The sequence below is a fragment of the Heyndrickxia sp. NPDC080065 genome, assembly GCF_050281185.1.
GTDB lineage: Bacteria > Bacillota > Bacilli > Bacillales > Bacillaceae_C > Heyndrickxia.
Genome location: NZ_JBNNWS010000002.1, coordinates 46,989 through 63,417 on the forward strand (window position 1 = coordinate 46,989; position 16,429 = coordinate 63,417).

The 16,429-nt window shown below is 35.7% G+C and carries 18 protein-coding genes and 1 other annotated feature; of the genes, 5 read left to right on the forward strand and 13 right to left on the reverse strand.

What is annotated here, in order from left to right; all coding sequences use genetic code 11:
• Positions 1-524: 524 nt before the first annotated feature.
• The 3 genes from ACQKP0_RS02385 to ACQKP0_RS02395 all read right to left on the reverse strand — a co-directional run bounded on the left by ACQKP0_RS02385 (position 525) and on the right by ACQKP0_RS02395 (position 2,302).
• Positions 525-671: a YjcZ family sporulation protein gene (locus tag ACQKP0_RS02385; protein WP_427404203.1), complete on the reverse strand. Its 147-nt coding sequence runs from the start codon at positions 669-671 to the stop codon at positions 525-527.
• 229 nt (positions 672-900) lie between these two features.
• A complete protein-coding gene (locus ACQKP0_RS02390; RefSeq protein ID WP_427404461.1) occupies positions 901-981 on the reverse strand; it encodes a YjcZ family sporulation protein in 81 nt (26 codons plus the stop codon).
• Between the two features lie 184 nt (positions 982-1,165).
• Complete coding sequence (locus tag ACQKP0_RS02395; protein WP_427404204.1) at positions 1,166-2,302, reverse strand: acyl-CoA dehydrogenase family protein; 1,137 nt, start codon at positions 2,300-2,302, stop codon at positions 1,166-1,168.
• Between the two features lie 159 nt (positions 2,303-2,461).
• On the opposite strand from ACQKP0_RS02395, the gene ACQKP0_RS02400 reads away from it, so the two are divergent.
• The gene (locus ACQKP0_RS02400) at positions 2,462-2,911 is read left to right on the forward strand and encodes a site-2 protease family protein (protein WP_427404205.1); all 450 of its coding nucleotides are present in this window, start codon (positions 2,462-2,464) and stop codon (positions 2,909-2,911) included.
• Positions 2,912-2,949: 38 nt separating this feature from the next.
• On the opposite strand, the gene ACQKP0_RS02405 is transcribed toward ACQKP0_RS02400, so the two are convergent.
• The 4 genes from ACQKP0_RS02405 to ACQKP0_RS02420 all read right to left on the reverse strand — a co-directional run bounded on the left by ACQKP0_RS02405 (position 2,950) and on the right by ACQKP0_RS02420 (position 4,903).
• Positions 2,950-3,585, reverse strand: coding sequence for a PspA/IM30 family protein (locus ACQKP0_RS02405; RefSeq protein WP_427404206.1), 636 nt, complete (start codon positions 3,583-3,585; stop codon positions 2,950-2,952).
• A gap of 29 nt (positions 3,586-3,614) precedes the next feature.
• Positions 3,615-3,971, reverse strand: coding sequence for a flagellar basal body rod protein (locus ACQKP0_RS02410; RefSeq protein ID WP_427404207.1), 357 nt, complete (start codon positions 3,969-3,971; stop codon positions 3,615-3,617).
• 250 nt (positions 3,972-4,221) lie between these two features.
• Entirely contained in the window at positions 4,222-4,650 is a 429-nt protein-coding gene (locus tag ACQKP0_RS02415) for a VOC family protein (RefSeq protein ID WP_427404208.1), read from the reverse strand.
• A gap of 82 nt (positions 4,651-4,732) precedes the next feature.
• Positions 4,733-4,903 carry a hypothetical protein gene (locus ACQKP0_RS02420; RefSeq protein WP_427404209.1) on the reverse strand — a complete coding sequence of 57 codons (171 nt, stop codon included), beginning with the start codon at positions 4,901-4,903 and terminating at the stop codon, positions 4,733-4,735.
• A 97-nt stretch (positions 4,904-5,000) separates the two neighbouring features.
• Between ACQKP0_RS02420 and ACQKP0_RS02425 the strand changes: the two genes are divergently transcribed.
• Positions 5,001-6,161 carry a hypothetical protein gene (locus tag ACQKP0_RS02425; RefSeq protein ID WP_427404210.1) on the forward strand — a complete coding sequence of 387 codons (1,161 nt, stop codon included), beginning with the start codon at positions 5,001-5,003 and terminating at the stop codon, positions 6,159-6,161.
• A gap of 343 nt (positions 6,162-6,504) precedes the next feature.
• Here ACQKP0_RS02425 and ACQKP0_RS02430 read toward each other — a convergent pair whose 3' ends face one another.
• Positions 6,505-7,368, reverse strand: a complete 864-nt coding sequence (locus ACQKP0_RS02430; protein ID WP_427404211.1) for a CPBP family glutamic-type intramembrane protease — start codon at positions 7,366-7,368, stop codon at positions 6,505-6,507.
• Between the two features lie 5 nt (positions 7,369-7,373).
• Positions 7,374-7,958 carry a TetR/AcrR family transcriptional regulator gene (locus tag ACQKP0_RS02435; protein ID WP_427404212.1) on the reverse strand — a complete coding sequence of 195 codons (585 nt, stop codon included), beginning with the start codon at positions 7,956-7,958 and terminating at the stop codon, positions 7,374-7,376.
• A gap of 246 nt (positions 7,959-8,204) precedes the next feature.
• Positions 8,205-8,421 (forward strand) — a binding site (T-box leader).
• Positions 8,422-8,462: 41 nt separating this feature from the next.
• On the opposite strand from ACQKP0_RS02435, the gene ACQKP0_RS02440 reads away from it, so the two are divergent.
• Positions 8,463-10,325: an arginine--tRNA ligase gene (locus tag ACQKP0_RS02440; RefSeq protein ID WP_427404213.1), complete on the forward strand. Its 1,863-nt coding sequence runs from the start codon at positions 8,463-8,465 to the stop codon at positions 10,323-10,325.
• A 319-nt stretch (positions 10,326-10,644) separates the two neighbouring features.
• Here the strand turns inward: ACQKP0_RS02440 and arsC are convergent, their stop codons facing one another.
• From arsC to ACQKP0_RS02460, 4 genes are all read right to left on the reverse strand, one after another.
• The gene (gene arsC, locus ACQKP0_RS02445) at positions 10,645-11,067 is read right to left on the reverse strand and encodes an arsenate reductase (thioredoxin) (RefSeq protein WP_427404214.1); all 423 of its coding nucleotides are present in this window, start codon (positions 11,065-11,067) and stop codon (positions 10,645-10,647) included.
• Between the two features lie 13 nt (positions 11,068-11,080).
• A complete protein-coding gene (arsB, locus tag ACQKP0_RS02450) occupies positions 11,081-12,136 on the reverse strand; it encodes an ACR3 family arsenite efflux transporter (protein ID WP_427404215.1) in 1,056 nt (351 codons plus the stop codon).
• A 24-nt stretch (positions 12,137-12,160) separates the two neighbouring features.
• Positions 12,161-12,508, reverse strand: coding sequence for an ArsR/SmtB family transcription factor (locus ACQKP0_RS02455; protein ID WP_427404216.1), 348 nt, complete (start codon positions 12,506-12,508; stop codon positions 12,161-12,163).
• A gap of 140 nt (positions 12,509-12,648) precedes the next feature.
• A complete protein-coding gene (locus ACQKP0_RS02460; protein WP_427404217.1) occupies positions 12,649-13,155 on the reverse strand; it encodes an arsinothricin resistance N-acetyltransferase ArsN1 family A in 507 nt (168 codons plus the stop codon).
• A 222-nt stretch (positions 13,156-13,377) separates the two neighbouring features.
• On the opposite strand from ACQKP0_RS02460, the gene ACQKP0_RS02465 reads away from it, so the two are divergent.
• The gene (locus tag ACQKP0_RS02465; RefSeq protein WP_427404462.1) at positions 13,378-14,577 is read left to right on the forward strand and encodes an oxalate decarboxylase family bicupin; all 1,200 of its coding nucleotides are present in this window, start codon (positions 13,378-13,380) and stop codon (positions 14,575-14,577) included.
• Positions 14,578-15,122: 545 nt separating this feature from the next.
• Complete coding sequence (locus ACQKP0_RS02470; RefSeq protein ID WP_427404218.1) at positions 15,123-16,328, forward strand: hypothetical protein; 1,206 nt, start codon at positions 15,123-15,125, stop codon at positions 16,326-16,328.
• Positions 16,329-16,429 lie beyond the last annotated feature (101 nt).

A 16,429-nucleotide genomic window follows, 5' to 3' on the forward strand; every position in this document is an offset into this window, starting at 1 on the left:
AAAAATTTAGTCTGAAAGAAAAGATGTTTCGCATTCAAATTGAACGCTAAACTAGAATCGTAAAAATCCTAATAGATATTTACTACGTAAAATCTTTGATATTTACTACGTAAAATCTTTGATATTTACTACGTAAAATCTTTGATATTTACTACGTAAAATCTTTGATATTTACTACGTAAAATCTTTACTGAGTTTTACTTGATTTTAAAATTTATTAAAGTCTGTTTTCGTAAAGTTTGTTACTTTTTAGTGATATTTTATTAACAGTCTGAGTTGATTGTAGCAGAGGGCACTTGACTCCTGCGGGAAAAAGAGGGAAGTGGGAGACCCCGCAGGCGGTAACGCCGAGGAGGCTCCCATCCCTCCCCGCGGAAAGCAAGTGTCTGGAGCGGAAATCAACGGACTAAGTTTATTGTCTAAAAACAACAATTTATACGAAAAGAGCCTTATTAAAAGATACAAAAGCTCCTATTCCAAGTCGGAATAGGAGTTTTTGTACTTTCATTACTCTATGGCTTAGATTAATTTAGGAATGCAGCTCCAACAATAATGAGGAGGATAAATAATACTACGAGTAATGCAAATCCTCCAAATCTTCCTGCTCCCGCATAACCGTAACCACCATAGGCTGGATATCCACCAAATCCATATCCACCATAAGGGTACATTCTTAGCCACTCCTTTTCTTTGAAGTTTTTTCTATCAAGGCACTTTTCTTAAACTTTATTGCATTTAAGATCAAAAACCATAACAATAAGGTATCAAAGTACTGAAAACGAAGTACTCTTTTTAAGAAAAGATGCCCCGAAACTAAATAGTATTAGGACTTTGCATCCTATACGAAATAGCAGCAAGTAAATATCGATTAAAATTTTTACAACTTTGCGATAACAGCTTTTAACAAATAAATGCTGCACCGACGATTATTAATAATATAAATAGGACTACAAGTAATGCAAATCCACTTCCATATCCCATTTATCAGCACCTCCTCTATGTTATTACACTATAGACTATGGAGATTTGCCTTAATTCGATTGGGGATATAACCATTTTTTTAAAATTTGATTCATAAGCCGTTTCTTGATATTTAGTTTTGTTAATAAATTAACCACAGTATTTATCTACTGTGGTTGAATAAAGCACTTTTATATGCAAAAAACTAAACCCTTTTCGCTAACAGCATCAATGTCATATCATCCATTGGTGGATTGTGAAGACCTGCTCTTACATCACGATAGTAGCGTTGTAATGGGCTTTTAGCAGATAAACTTCTTGCACCGACAATGCGCATAGCTAGGTCGACAATTTCAACTGCTTGATTTGTTATTGATAATTTCACTGCACCTAACTCTGGAGCCATTTGATTTTGTTTTTCTACGGTGGATCCATCCCACATTTTCGCTACAGAATAAAGAAAATGCCGGGATTGCATCAACTTTAATTCGATTTCACCTATTTTTTGTTGAATAGCAGGTAAATCAAAAAGCGGGTGCTGGAGGCTGTTCGGTATGTAATGTTTTGCAAAATGAACCGTTTCTCTTTTCGCTGCTTCTGCAATGCCTAAGTAACATGCAGGTATATGCAAAAGATAACCAGTTGCTGCTTTTTTCCGGTTCGAAAGCTTTTCAGTAAGGTATTCTAATGGGATTTCAACATTTTCGAACACTAAGTCATGGCTTCCTGACGATCTCATCGCGATACTATCCCATGTCTCCTCAATGGATACACCCTCAGAATGACTTGGAATTAGAAAGAAAGCTACCTCATTCGATTCTTCAATCGTAGCAGAGACAACAAAAAAGTCGAGCATTTGAGACATCGTTGCGAATGACTTTCTCCCGTTAACAATCCACTTGTCCCCTCGCTTAACCGCAGTTGTAACTGGTTTACCTCCTCGCGTTGGACTTCCAGTCTGCTCCTCTGTTGAACAAACATTTAGTAAGGCACCGCGACTTACTTCTTTACAAACATAAGAATAAAGATGGTTATCCCATGGGCGATTCTTCGCTAAATTCATCATCGTCCCCATATGCCAGCCAATTGATAATGCAGTGGCACCGTCACCAATTGCAATCGCTTCTTGTAAACGGACAAAATCAAACAGGGAAATTTCACCGCCTCCAAATTCTTTAGGAGCCGTTAATTGTGTATACTTTATATCCTTTAAATCACGGATATTTTCAAACGGAAAACGCCCCTCTTCATCATTTTCTTTTGCACGGTTTTGAAAAATAGGAATCAATTCATTTATCACACGCAGCCGTTCTTCTATTGTTTCCATAGATAATAGGTCCATCCATTACACCTCTCGATGAAAGCTTTACATCTATTTTATACATTCCTCGACTTAATTTCTACTAATTAAGTCGGAATTAATTAAATTTAAAAATAGACATATTTTCCCCAAAAAGTCTTCCTTAATAATGATAAAATGAAAATAAAAGGGTAATTCGTCATGACCATACTTCTATTCCTATTTATTATAGCTCCCATCACTATAGTCATTCATGAACTGGGTCATGCACTTGGTGCCTGGATGATGAGAGCAGACGACATCGAAATTAATATCGGCTCAGGACCTAAATTATTTTCCCTTCAAAGCAAAAAATGGACGATTCATTTTTATCTCTTGTATATATTAGGTGCACATACATCAAGTCAACGTGTTCCTTATTTTTCAAATACCGAGAAAATCGTTATCGCTATTCTCGGTCCATTAGTGAATGGTGTCATTGGTTTTATTATCGAACAGTGGGGACCTGTGGATGCGTCTAATATTTGGCAGCTTTTTGCATTATTTAACTTTTGGTTATTTATTATGAATCTCATACCTTATCGAATAAGCGGAAAACAATCAGATGGTTATACGATATTGCAAACTCTACTAAATAAAAAGGTTGATTAAAAACATGCAAATCCATGCTTTCAATCAACCTTTTTAAACTAGTCGTTATTTGTTTGGTTTAACTCTTTTTCCAATTGCTCAATCCTTGTATCAAATAGACTTTGATCATATCCCTTATTAATTTTTTGTTCGAGCTGATCGACGTAACGTCCTGTTTCTTCAAAACGATTCGTCGCTTTTCCAACAAAAGTATGGTCTAAGACTGAATTTGCTTTTGAATTCACCTTAATCACATTTTCCCTGCCCATGAGTTCCAACCGTTTTATATGCATATCCTTTAATTTCATTTGCATCTCTCTATGCTTTATTTCCAGCTGTTCTAATTGTATCCCAGCCTGATCATATGCTTCTTTTAAGCGAAGGGCTTGATCTTTATATAGGCTTTCTTCATGTATGGCTGTTTCATAAAGTGTCATTTCATTCGCAGCAAGGGCAATTTCAGCTTGTTTCTTGCGCTTTTCCACCATGAACTCAGCTGTCTGTAATTCACGGTGAAATTCCTCTTTCAACATATATTGTCGTTCGATCAGTTTACCGACTCGATCGGTTTCCTTTTCACTTTCATGAAGATATTTGTTTAATAATGCAATTGGATTTTTCTCACCCTTTTTATTCGTATCACATTGTAAGTCTTCCATCACTGCGTTTTTAATACGTTCAAATAGTGTAGTCATCGTTAAATCTCCTTTTAATTTAGTTAGTTTTAGTACTTCCCTTTCATGTCATTCCATTGCTTATCGAAGCTTTCAAATGGATCATTAGATGAATGAGATGAATGCGTTGGTTTTTCATCCTTCTTCCATTCTTTATAGCCTACATAAAGAAGATAAACAGCTAAAATTCCTGCAAGTGCTGGCAGGTTTGAAAAAGTAGAAGTCAATCCGATCAATCCGATGATCACCCATAGCAATTTTCCTCCAAATGAATCAGATTTAAGAAATTGCTTCAGTGAGAAATAAGTAATTGCCACACTGATGATCAAACCAATAATATTTCCTATGCTTCCTAGTGCAATGATGATTAACAAAACAGCTAAACTTAACATCAAGAATTTTTTCATTATACATTTCCCCTTTCGATACTTTAATGATAATGAAATCACGAGAAACCATTAACAATCCTGAGCTTTATTTTTTTATCGGACTTGAGACTTATATAGATTTTGGTTAAAGGTAAAAAGCAATAAGGTAAGGGATACTTGAGGATTATTTGGTGAAATAAAGATGGTGTCGATGTGATTTTAGAAACAAAAAAAATGGAATCTTTCTATAGAAGAAAAATTCCATATTTATATTTAGTTTTTTTAAAGATTACATGTTCATTTCTTCGTTTTCATAGTTCAACTGCCATTCAACTCCGAACTTATCTGTAACCTGGCCGTAGCATTTGCTCCAGGATGTTTCTTGAAGTTCCAAACCTACTTTACCGCCTTCTTTTAATTTATCAAATATAACTTTTATTTTATCAACGTCCTTATCGACAAAAGCTAGGCTAATATTATTTCCTACAACAAACGGCATTCCTGGAAAAGTATCAGAAAACATAACATAGCTTCCATTAATATTAATTCGTGCGTGCATTACTAAATTTTTTGCTTCATCTGGGAGAGGAAATTCAGGGTTAGGCGGTGCTTCACCAAAGGTCATTATTTGTGGTTTTTCTAGCCCAAACACCTCTGAATAAAACTCTACTGCTTCACGACAGTTTCCATTGAAATTAAGATAAACATTTACAGGCATTTGTTTCTCTCCTTCTTTCTTGTAAAATTATTGTTTTCTTCATTCTACCATCTTAATGAAAATAATATACTAAATTTTTAAACTATTCATCCTCTTTATCAAAATAATATAAAAAACCTTTATTTAGATTTTTATTCTGGTCAAAAATACAGTTTGTAATCGTTTTCAGAAATTTCTTTACATTTTCTTTTCCGAAAGGGTTGACTTTTCTGCTCAAAGTTATAGAATAAAATTTAATTTCTAAATTATCCATCAATTTTAAATAAACAGAAAGGAAATTACTGCAGATCAAAACTTTTATTTAACTAGTAACAAAACAAAGAATTTACATCAAAGTGGAGGATACTTTCATGCTTAATGAACCTATTATTGCAACCGTCTTTATTTTAGTTTTAGTTATGATTGGTGAAGTTGTCTCTGTTGCTAGCCGGGCAAGAATACCAATGTTATTTGTTGTTTTCTTAGGATATTTGCTTGCACTATGGACGGGTATATTCCCAACCAATCTTACTGAAAAAACCCCGTTAACGATGTTTGGAAGCTTAATGATAGCTCCTCTTATCGTCCATATGGGTACACTTATCCCACTCAAAACATTAAAAACACAATATAAATCAGTACTAATTTCGATCTTTGGAATTATTTTCGCTACTATTCTTATTCTATTAATTGTTACTCCGATTCTAGGCTATAAAACCGCAGCTGCAGGAATAGGACCATTAACAGGCGGGATTATCGCATTTGTCATAACATCAGAAAAATTACAAGCGATTGGATTAACATCCATTGTTGTCATTCCGGCTCTCGTTCTGGCACTACAGAGTCTCATTGGATTGCCGCTTGCTTCAAATTTATTAAGAAAATATGCCTTAAAATTACGGGATCAAAATGATATCAATTTAGATACTGTTGAAGAAGTTGCCGCTACTGCTGAAGTTTCAAAATCATGGATTCCGGAAAAATATGCTACTCCTGTAATTCTAGTGTTCCAATTATTTCTTGGAGGCGGACTAGCTGTGTTACTAGGAAAATGGACAGGCATTCACTATAGCTTATGGGCACTTGCGATTGGCTTCATTGGAATTCTAACTGGATTTTACCGTGAAAACATGATGCAACGAGCAAACTCCTTTGGAATAGCTACAGCTGGTCTAATTGTCGTACTATTACCCTCACTAAATTCAGTTACATTTAAGGTCTTTATCAGTAACATTCCTGCTGTTCTTCTTATCCTTTTGGTAGGAGCAGTTGGCATCATTATCGGTGGAATAGTAGGATCAAAGATTTTTAAATGGGATAAGTATCTAGGTATTCCTGTTGCATTAACAGCAATGTTTGGCTTCCCAGGAGATTACATGATTTGTGAAGAAATCAGCCGTTCACTTGCCCGAAATAAACAAGAAGAAAAATGGTTATTCTCACAGATATTAACACCATTATTAATAGGCGGATTTACAACCGTTACCATTGCGTCGGTTGTTCTGGCAAGTGTTTTAATGGGTACGTTGTAAAAATAATTTTAAAGGAAATCGAGGGTATAGTCGATTTCCTTTTGTGTTTTGAAGAAATACAGTTTCCACTGTTGAAATGCTATTATTTTAGAAGAACTACATATTTCACGGTTGAATAAATGTATTCATAGAAGAAAAACCGAACTCATTGTTGATTTCCTATTTTTATCGTAGAAAAAAGGATTTATCGTTAAATCTCAATGTCCAAAGAAGATAAATCGAATTGATTTTTATTAACATAAAAACTACAGTACAAAACTGTCGTCACACTCTCTCTTCTTATCTTTTCCTCACTAAAATTCAGTCCTTCTACATTAAATGATTATTAAGTTGTTTATACTTTTTATACTTTATTCGTAAAAGTAGGTGGCGGATTCAGGACAGATTCCTCTTCCAGCCTTTTTCGCCTTCCCCTCAAAAGTAACCCAACCACTAAATAAAGCAATGTCGTAATAATGCCCGCCGATGGGGATACAAGAATTTCTTTACCTTGAGTGATTTTGATATATCCATCAAGAATAAGTGGATTTACAAGCGCATCCTCTGTCATGTGCATGAGTACAAGCGGCCAAATTGTCTTAGTCATTAGGTAAATCTCGGTATACATGACTGTCCAAAAAATCATAGTAATGATACCAACAAGTGCAAACAACCATCTGTTTACAGGAAGAAAGCTGGCTATATCACTTTGGGATAAAAACACTAAGAAATATGGGATATGCCACGCTCCCCAAATGCCTCCTACAGTAAGGTATAACCAAAAATCGCTAAGCTTTAACTTTGATAGCTTGCTTGTCAAATAGCCCCTCCAAACAGACTCCTCAAAAAAGTTTTTTATAAATTGGATTAACAAACCTCCAGCGAAAGCTGAAGTTAATCCTTTAATATTGAAATCCGAAAAGTCCATCCAACCAAGCAAGTAACTTATTAGCAATACAGCAAATGTGATAACTGGATAAATAAGAAGCGCTACAACATACCATTTTATATTACCTTTAAAATTCGGTGATAGCCCTATATCCCGCCATCCGTCACCCATAAATGCACGTAGCAGAATCGTAGCAAATAACGGCAATACTAGCCAGATCCCCATGCCAAGTGAATCTCCTTGTGGCTGTTCAGGAAGGAAATGGTCCACTAAAACCCCGATCCATCCACTTACCAGTACAACAACCACAAAAATCATTACGTTCCTTTTCGATTTCATGATCATCATTGCTCCTTATTTTCAAGTATTGAAACAACCCAATCTGCATTTGGACATGGGGTTTCCGGGTACAATGCGATAAATTGGGCAATTCCTTGAATAGAACACCAAAATGCTACTGAAAGAGCTTCCGCATTGCCTGCTTTTATTTCTCCAAGCATCTGTCCTTTTTCAATGATCGGTATACTCTTTTTGATCAATCTGTCCGCTTCCGAAAGCATTTCCTTTAAATCGGTCGGCAGCGAGTCTAAATGCTGTGCGTTTTCCATAAGTACAAACATTTTTGCGGATAATGGGTTTGTACTCACCATGTTAAAAATATCTTCAGCAGCAGCTCTAAATACTTCCAGTGGAGCATTATTTGAAAAAGCAAAATCCATTTTGAGCTTTTCACACCCAATCCTTATGAGCTCCTCATATAGCTTTTCCTTGGAGTCAAAATAATGGAAGAGCAGCCCCATGCTCATGTCGGCAGCTTTTGCAATATCCGCGATTTTAGTTTCACCATAGCCTTTGCGGATAAATAGGTCTAAAGCAGATTTTAAAATAAGTTTTCTTCGTTGTTCCTTTTGTTCGTCACGCTTTGCCATCTCAACACCCCAAATATTGAAAATATTTTCATTGAAATATCATTCAATATAATTTAACGATTATCTTAATGAAAAGTCAATATTTTTTGAAAATAAATACATTTCACTTATACATACAGCTAAAAATAGTACGCAGCACAAAGGTTCAGCAGCATCATTTAGGTTCACGGTCATTAATCACAAGCAAATGGTTTGAAATTGAAGATTGACTTTTTTGTTAATTCGGATATAATATTACAAAATATCTCAAATTCAAGGATTGGGAGAGTATCTGTTAATGCAAGTCATAGCGAGCCGGGACGGTGGGAGCCGGTACTGAGTTAACAGAGAAACGGACCCATGAGGATGACTTCTGAATGATTCAGTAGGAAGTCACGGCTAAGACCGTTATCTTATCAGAGTGGTTAAACATAAGTTTAACAACGAGAGTGGTACCGCGAACGCATCAGCCTTCGTCTCTTTTATAGAGACGAAGGCTTTATTTTTTTGGAGGAGGTTTTTTTATTGATAAGCCAGATGATAATAAACAGCATCGAAAAATCTGTGAAGAGTGTTTTTCATGAAATAGGTCTCGACTTTGGTGATGATTTAAACATTTATGTTGAACAACCTGCTCATTTGGAGCATGGTGACTATTCAACGAATGTTGCGATGCAGCTTGCTAAAACCTTACGCAAGCCCCCAATCCAAATCGCGAACATGTTGAAAAACAAGCTGGAACAAGAAGGTAGTATCGAGAACTTGGTTAACAAAATCGAAGTGGCTCCTCCAGGTTTTATCAATATGTATATTGATTGGAGCGGGTGGGCCGGGAGAGATTTTACTTTACCTCTCAATAATGGCGAAAAGGTAGTCATTGAACATACATCTATCAATCCGAATAAATCAGCTCATATTGGTCACCTAAGAAATTCGTGTATCGGCGATGCCCTCGTACGATTATTAAAAAGATCCGGATATAATGTCGAAGTTCATAATTATATCGATGATTTAGGAAATCAGCTTGCCGATACTGTTGTAGGTATATTAAACACTTCCCATAAGAAAGAGCACTCACGCTTTGGTGACTTCTGCTGGGATATTTACTCTCAAGTTAATAAAGAGTATGAAAAAGATCTACAGTTACTTGATCAAAGGACAAATGTTCTTCACTCATTGGAAGAGGGAAATGAAAATTTATCTTGGGTTGGATTACTTGTAGCTGAACGAATTGTACGTGAACATCTCGAAGAAATGAAAGAGTTCGGTATTAACTATGATTTGTTGGTTTGGGAGAGCAATATTGTTAGGGAAGGATTTTGGGCTTCGGCATTTAGCTTGCTAAAACAAACAACGCAATTTTACCGAGAAACTTCCGGTAAGCTGGAAGGCTGTTGGGTATTAAAACAACCATTATCTAATATAGAAGAAAATGAATCCGAACATAGCATGGACAAAGTTTTAGTTCGTTCAAATGGTATTTTGACCTATACCGCTAAAGATATCGCTTATCATCTCTGGAAATTTGGATTGCTTGAAAAGGACTTCTTGTATAAAAACTTTTCAGAAGATCTGTGGACGACGAATATCAATGGAACCCATTCATCATTTGGTAAGGCAGATATCGTAATCAATGTTATCGATCACAGACAAGAATATCCACAGGCAATGGTTAAACAAGCACTTGAAATCCTAGGTTACCCAAAACAAGCCGAGAAGCTTCGTCATGTTAGTTATGGTGTAGTTTCATTAAGTCCGGGTGCTGCAAAAGATCTTGGAATAGATACATCAGATGGCAAAACATCGTACGCAATGTCTGGAAGACAAGGAATAGGCATTAAAATTTCCGACTTACTCGACCTGATGGAAGGGATCATCGAAAATAAACGATCAGATCAAAATGGATTATCAAGCAGAATGATTGCGGCTGCAGCTATTCGTTATTACCTTCTTCGTTTTAGCTTATTGACTGAGGTCGTTTTCGACTTACAGCAAGCGACAGAAGTAACCGGAAATACAGGCGTATATTTAATGTACTCTCATGCTCGTGCAGTTAGCATCTTAAATAAAGCTGAAGTGGAATTAAATATGAAGCCAGTAGTACCTGAAGAGATCAATCAATTGGAAAAAGCCGAATACGCCTTACTTAGACATATCGCGACTTGGCAGGATACTCTATATACAGCCAGTAATGAATTATCACCAAACATGATATGTAATTACGCTTATGAGCTAGCAACATTGTTCAATAACTTCTACGCGGCATGCCCAATCATAAAAGCAAATGATGATAAGAAAGCACTTAGAATTTGGCTCACTTCTAAATTCAAAGAAACGATTAGTGATGCACTAGCAGTTCTAGGATTGCCGGCACCTGATCGTATGTAAGCATTCAAATAAAATATAGCAAACAGATTAAAAATCATAAAATGCACTGTAACTATAAATACAGTGCATTTCCATTCCTATTATTAATGTTATTTATTCGATACAAAAAGAGATGATTCTATACTTGGCATATTCATCATGATTTCCCTTTTGATTTGACGAGAATATCATTAAATTAAATAAAAAGGAGTTATAAAAACTGCTACTTTTATCGGCAGCATTTTTCATTATTATCTCAAGAACCATCTCATCAAAAAAATTGATTTATTCAAACTTTCTCTTACTCTAAAGTTTATTACACGAAGACATTTCGTTTTACTTATTCTCCAATTTCAGAAAAACGTTTAATTCTGTCACCAATTTCATCACGAACTCTTCTAAAGAATGCCCATTTTTCTTCATCTGTTCCTTGTGCTTTTGCGGGATCATCAAATCCCCAATGAACTCGCTTTGTTTGTGGAGGTGTAATAGGGCATTTATCGGCAGCATCACCGCAAAGCGTTAAAACCAAGTCTGCATGATTTAAAATTTCTAGATTGATAATATCAGAGGTTTGATTGGATATATCAATTCCCACTTCTTTCATTGCTTTTACGGCACTAAGATTTAATCCATGCGCTTCAATACCAGCACTTTTTACAGTCCATTCTTCACCTAAATATTTTTTTGCCCAACCTTCTGCCATTTGGCTGCGACATGAATTTCCAGTACATAAAAAGTAAATCGTTTTTTTATTTTCCATGTTCATCTCACCTTTAAAGTTCTTGTTCGCTAAATAATTTTTTCTTAAACCTTAAAGCGACTTTTACAAGAGCAATCATAACAGGTACTTCTACTAATGGACCAATAACCGCAGCAAAAGCAGCACCTGAATGAATACCAAAGACACCAACTGCTACAGCTATAGCTAATTCAAAATTATTACTTCCAGCAGTAAACGCTAATGTTGTGGTTACTGGATAACTTGTTCCTATTTTCTTTCCAAGGAAGAAAGAAACAAAGAACATAATAACGAAGTAAACTAATAATGGTATTGTAATTCGTAAAACATCTAATGGTAAGGATACAATCATGTTTCCTTTTAAAGAGAACATCACAATAATCGTAAATAATAATGCAATTAAGGTAAGGGGACTAATTTTTGGAATAAAAACTTCCTCGTACCAAGTTCTTCCTTTACACTTAACAAGTACTAATCGTGTAATCATACCAGAGATAAAAGGTATTCCCAGATAGATTAATACGGATTTTCCAACTTCCGTAACGGTTATATTAATCGCTGCACCTTGAATACCGAACCATTCTGGAATTACCGTTACAAAAACATAGGCATAAATGGAAAAGAATAATACTTGAAAAATGGAATTAAATGCAACTAAGCCTGCTGCATATTCAGTATCCCCTTTGGCAAGGTCATTCCAAACAATAACCATTGCAATACAACGAGCTAAACCAATCATGATTAACCCAACCATGTATTCTGGTTTATCTGGTAGAAAAATAATTGCCAATAAAAACATTAAAATCGGTCCAATAATCCAGTTCTGCACAAGAGACAAAACTAATACTTTTACATCTTTAAATACGCGGCCAATTTCTTCATATCGTACTTTTGCTAATGGAGGATACATCATTAAAATTAATCCAATGGCTATTGGAATGGATGTTGTTCCTACTTGAAGTTTATCTAGACCATTAACCAATTTAGGAAAAATGAAACCTATTCCAATCCCTATTGCCATAGCAAGAAAAATCCATAAAGTTAGATACCGATCTAAAAATGATAATCTTTTTTTACATGGGTTACTCATTGTTGTCTCCTCTTTTTTCTACAACTAACAACCGCAACGTAGAGTAGGGTTAGTTATTTCAATTTGACGAATTTTCTCGGATTGATCTGGAATCAATTCTGTAACATATTCTATCAGTGAATAAAAGTCACTATTATTGTTTAGAGAATAATATACCCATTGCCCTTTTCTTGCTTCTTTCACAAGACCAGCATCTTTCAGTTTACGTAAATGTTGACTTATCGAAGGCTGACTCATGTCAAACACTTCTTGAAATTCACAAACACACAACTCTCTCTCCATTAATAGTGCAATAATGGTCAGTCTTGTTTTATCACCGAGTAATTTAAAAATCAGTGCAGTATTTTCTATTTCTGCTGTCATCTCTTTCATTGAATCACACCTTATAAACATATAAATATATTCTTATATATTAGTTAAGACAAGCATAAGCATAAATAAGCTTGAATTAATTAATATAAGTATATAGCTATTTACTTATTTATTGCAAGCAAGTAATATTTCCAACACTCCTAATCCTCTAAGAATAGTAATTTTTCCATTACCATAACATCTACAAATTCACCATCCAATTTCCCCTGATTCCAAAACACTCCCACCTCTCGAAATCCATTTTTCTTATATAACCCTTGCCCTAATTGATTGAATGGAAAGGTTGAAAGGACGATTTTATGAAATTCGTTTTCTTTTGCAAAGTTTTCAATAATGGATAGTAATCTCCCACCAAAGCCTTTTCCTCGGTATGATCTTTTAATATAAACAGATAAGTCTGCAACCCCATTATAGACTTCTCGATTATTGTATTGGTTTAAACTAGCCCATCCAACAACCTTTCCATTATATTCAGCTACAATCACTTTGTAACGGTCCTGATGTTTATGGAACCAATTAATCATATAATCTAAATCTTTTGTGGCTGTCTCTAACGTAGCAATCCGATCCTCTATTCCTTCGTTATAGATATCCAAAATGTCTTTAATATCATGAATAGATGCCAATCGTATATTCATTTCTTCCATAATATTTTCACTCCTCTCTTATTGCCTTATTTGGTTCTAACAGCATATATCAGTAAGTTCATTTTTAATATCACGTTGTGTTGTTTCTCGTTCAAAATTCAATACAAGTGTTGCTAGGTCTATTTTACAAGAATTGATATAGTTTCGAAATCTGCATCATAAATTATTATGATATACAAAATCCTCTTTTCAACAATACCAGTGGAAGGAGAATATTATCTTATGAAAAAACAACTCAGGTACCAATCTTCGTACAAAAATGTGCCCCAGCCGATAAGGGACGATGGTGCGGGTGCGGCAGATCTCGGTCCTCGGGACGTCATGAGGGACATCGAGAACCCTGACATGTTAGTTCCACCCGCCACCGATGCCGGAACGATCCCCAATTTAAAGTTCTCTTTTTCAGACACCCATATGCAGTTACATCACGGAGGGTGGTCTCGTGAAGTAACGGTTAGAGAGCTGCCGATCGCAACCACTATTGCGGGGGTAAATATGAGTCTGACGCCTGGTGGTGTTCGTGAGTTACATTGGCATAAGCAAGCAGAATGGGCATACATGATTTGGGGCCGTGCCCGCATTACCTCGGTGGACCAAGATGGGCGGAACTTTATACACGATGTCGGTGCGGGGGATTTGTGGTTCTTTCCCCCCGGAATTCCACACTCGATTCAAGGATTAGAAGAAGGCTGTGAATTTCTGCTCGTCTTCGATGACGGCAGCTTCTCTGAGTTCGACACCTTTACTATAACCGATTGGTTCGCACATACACCGAAGGACGTACTAGCTGCGAATTTCGGCGTATCGGAAAGTTCCTTTGCACATATCCCTACTAAACAACGATACATTTTTCAAACAAAGGTTCCTGGTTCACTGGATAGCCAGAAGGTACCGGATCCTTACGGTACTGTGCCAAAGAGCTTCACACATCGGCTGCTTGCACAGGAGCCGATTGTAACTCCGGGCGGGACGGTACGCATCGTTGATTCCAGAAACTTTCCCATTTCGACTACAATCGCAGCAGCATTAGTAGAAATTAAGCCAGGCGGAATGAGAGAAATGCATTGGCACCCGAATAACGATGAGTGGCAATATTACCTGACAGGAACTGGGCGTATGACGGTATTCGCAGCGAATGGCACAGCCCGAACTTTTAATTACCGGGCAGGTGATGTAGGATATGTACCGTTTGCCATGGGACATTACATCCAAAACACAGGTCATCAAAGCCTATGGTTTTTGGAGATGTTCAAGAGTAATCGCTTTGCCGACATATCATTGAACCAGTGGATGGCTCTAACTCCAAATGATCTAGTACAAGACCACTTGAATGTAGGATCGGAACTGATGAACTCATTGCGGAAGGAAAAATGGCCAGTTGTTAAATACGATGGTATCGCAAAATCTTCCGGGCAGACGTGAAGTAGAAATTGTGTATTACTCAAATAAACATTGATGCCTTTAACTACGTAAATATTCCAAGTCAGTCTATCATAACCTGGATAACTACTAATTCTAATATGGTTATTATCAAATTTTAATAGGTCTATAATAAATAATTAAGAACATTACATTATAATTTTTGGTATAGAAATACTTATAAAAATAGGAGGGAGTTTTTGGGGCGAAAAATTTAATCGAAACAAAAAAATCAAATGTTAAAGAACCTATTGGTCATCAATTGTTAAAAAAGATGCCACTAGTTTCAATCTTCTTAAATGATGGCTTTGTTAAACAATGTTGTTGTTTTAAATTAAACCCTGTATGGTATGCGTTCAGCTAGTTTTACTACGTAAAGAAATCACTTCACACATACCATACAGGTGCTTTTATCAACAATAAGCATTAACAAAGCCTAAATGATAAAAATTCAACGACTGTTTAATTGAATGAATGTGGATATCATTATTTAGTGAGGGGAAAAATAAAATTAAGTTGCAGGAAACCATTGAAGAAAGGGATTATGTATGCAAATAAAACAAAATAAATTAAAAATTTTACTTAACAAAGTACCAGAAGTTACTATTTTCTTTTGGATAATCAAAATTTTATGTACAACTGTCGGTGAAACATTTGCTGATTTTCTAAATTTTAACCTTGGATTTGGTTTAACTCTCACTACTATAATTATGGGAATAGCGTTTTTAATTGTATTGTATCTTCAATTTAGAACAACTAAATATGTTCCAGGCATTTATTGGCTAACGGTCGTACTTATAAGCGTATTTGGAACGTTGGTAACTGATAACTTAACGGATGGAATGGGAGTACCTCTTGAGCTTAGTACAGTAGTTTTCTCCGTGCTGCTAGGATTAACTTTTCTTTTTTGGTATCTTAGTGAAAAAACACTTTCGATACACTCGATTTTTACAAGAAAGAGAGAAGTATTCTATTGGCTAACCATTCTTTTCACCTTTGCACTTGGAACAGCAGTCGGAGATCTATTTTCCGAACAACTTGGTCTTGGTTATTTTAATACAGGATTAACAGTCGTAATAATAATAGCTTGCGTGTTTTTAGCATGGAAATTTTTGAAACTTGATGGGATATTAGCGTTTTGGATTGCGTATATTCTAACTCGTCCACTAGGTGCATCAATAGGCGATTACCTATCTCAAACAAAAGTGAATGGCGGGTTAGGTTTGGGAACAACAGTTACAAGTGTAATTTTTCTCATAGCTATTTTAGCGGTAATCACTTATCTTGCTGTTACAAAAATTGATATAACATCAAAAAGTGAACCAGCAGAAATCAATCAAACAAATGGAAACAAGAAGTTTGTTTTGACACAAACCATTGTAGTACTGTGTATTTTCTTAGTAGTTGGTATAGGTGGTTATGTTTTGCGAAGTAATAATATAGCATCTCAAACCAATTCTCAGCAAGCTACATTATCTGGACAATTAACGGATTTTGTTAAAATCGAAAATGATATGCTAACTAATGTAAACTCAAATAACTTTACTACAGTTAAAAAAAGGGCTAACGATTTAGAACATCAATGGGACACATCTGAACCTAAGCTTAGAAAAATAGATAGCACAACATGGACAAAAATTGATGGAACTATTGACGTGGTTTTAGCAGCGGTTCGTTCAGGAAACCCTGATGCGAGTCAGTGCAAAACTGCACTTAACCATTCGCTTAGTGTCTTAAACGGAGCAAATAAATAAAAATCAAAGGAATCGCAAATTGCGGTTCCTTTTTTGCGTTGCCCTTGAATAGAATCATTAATTTCTGTTAATTCCCAACAGTACAGCCACATTCGTAACAT

Coding starts and splice junctions, on each gene's coding strand:
- ACQKP0_RS02385 (WP_427404203.1), bottom strand. CDS start 671: ATGTACCCTTATGGTGGATATGGATTTGGTGGATATCCAGCCTATGGT.
- ACQKP0_RS02390 (WP_427404461.1), bottom strand. CDS start 981: ATGGGATATGGAAGTGGATTTGCATTACTTGTAGTCCTATTTATATTA.
- ACQKP0_RS02395 (WP_427404204.1), bottom strand. CDS start 2,302: ATGGACCTATTATCTATGGAAACAATAGAAGAACGGCTGCGTGTGATA.
- ACQKP0_RS02400 (WP_427404205.1), top strand. CDS start 2,462: ATGACCATACTTCTATTCCTATTTATTATAGCTCCCATCACTATAGTC.
- ACQKP0_RS02405 (WP_427404206.1), bottom strand. CDS start 3,585: ATGACTACACTATTTGAACGTATTAAAAACGCAGTGATGGAAGACTTA.
- ACQKP0_RS02410 (WP_427404207.1), bottom strand. CDS start 3,971: ATGAAAAAATTCTTGATGTTAAGTTTAGCTGTTTTGTTAATCATCATT.
- ACQKP0_RS02415 (WP_427404208.1), bottom strand. CDS start 4,650: ATGCCTGTAAATGTTTATCTTAATTTCAATGGAAACTGTCGTGAAGCA.
- ACQKP0_RS02420 (WP_427404209.1), bottom strand. CDS start 4,903: ATGGATAATTTAGAAATTAAATTTTATTCTATAACTTTGAGCAGAAAA.
- ACQKP0_RS02425 (WP_427404210.1), top strand. CDS start 5,001: ATGCTTAATGAACCTATTATTGCAACCGTCTTTATTTTAGTTTTAGTT.
- ACQKP0_RS02430 (WP_427404211.1), bottom strand. CDS start 7,368: ATGAAATCGAAAAGGAACGTAATGATTTTTGTGGTTGTTGTACTGGTA.
- ACQKP0_RS02435 (WP_427404212.1), bottom strand. CDS start 7,958: ATGGCAAAGCGTGACGAACAAAAGGAACAACGAAGAAAACTTATTTTA.
- arsC (WP_427404214.1), bottom strand. CDS start 11,067: ATGGAAAATAAAAAAACGATTTACTTTTTATGTACTGGAAATTCATGT.
- arsB (WP_427404215.1), bottom strand. CDS start 12,136: ATGAGTAACCCATGTAAAAAAAGATTATCATTTTTAGATCGGTATCTA.
- ACQKP0_RS02455 (WP_427404216.1), bottom strand. CDS start 12,508: ATGAAAGAGATGACAGCAGAAATAGAAAATACTGCACTGATTTTTAAA.
- ACQKP0_RS02460 (WP_427404217.1), bottom strand. CDS start 13,155: ATGGAAGAAATGAATATACGATTGGCATCTATTCATGATATTAAAGAC.
- ACQKP0_RS02465 (WP_427404462.1), top strand. CDS start 13,378: ATGAAAAAACAACTCAGGTACCAATCTTCGTACAAAAATGTGCCCCAG.
- ACQKP0_RS02470 (WP_427404218.1), top strand. CDS start 15,123: ATGCAAATAAAACAAAATAAATTAAAAATTTTACTTAACAAAGTACCA.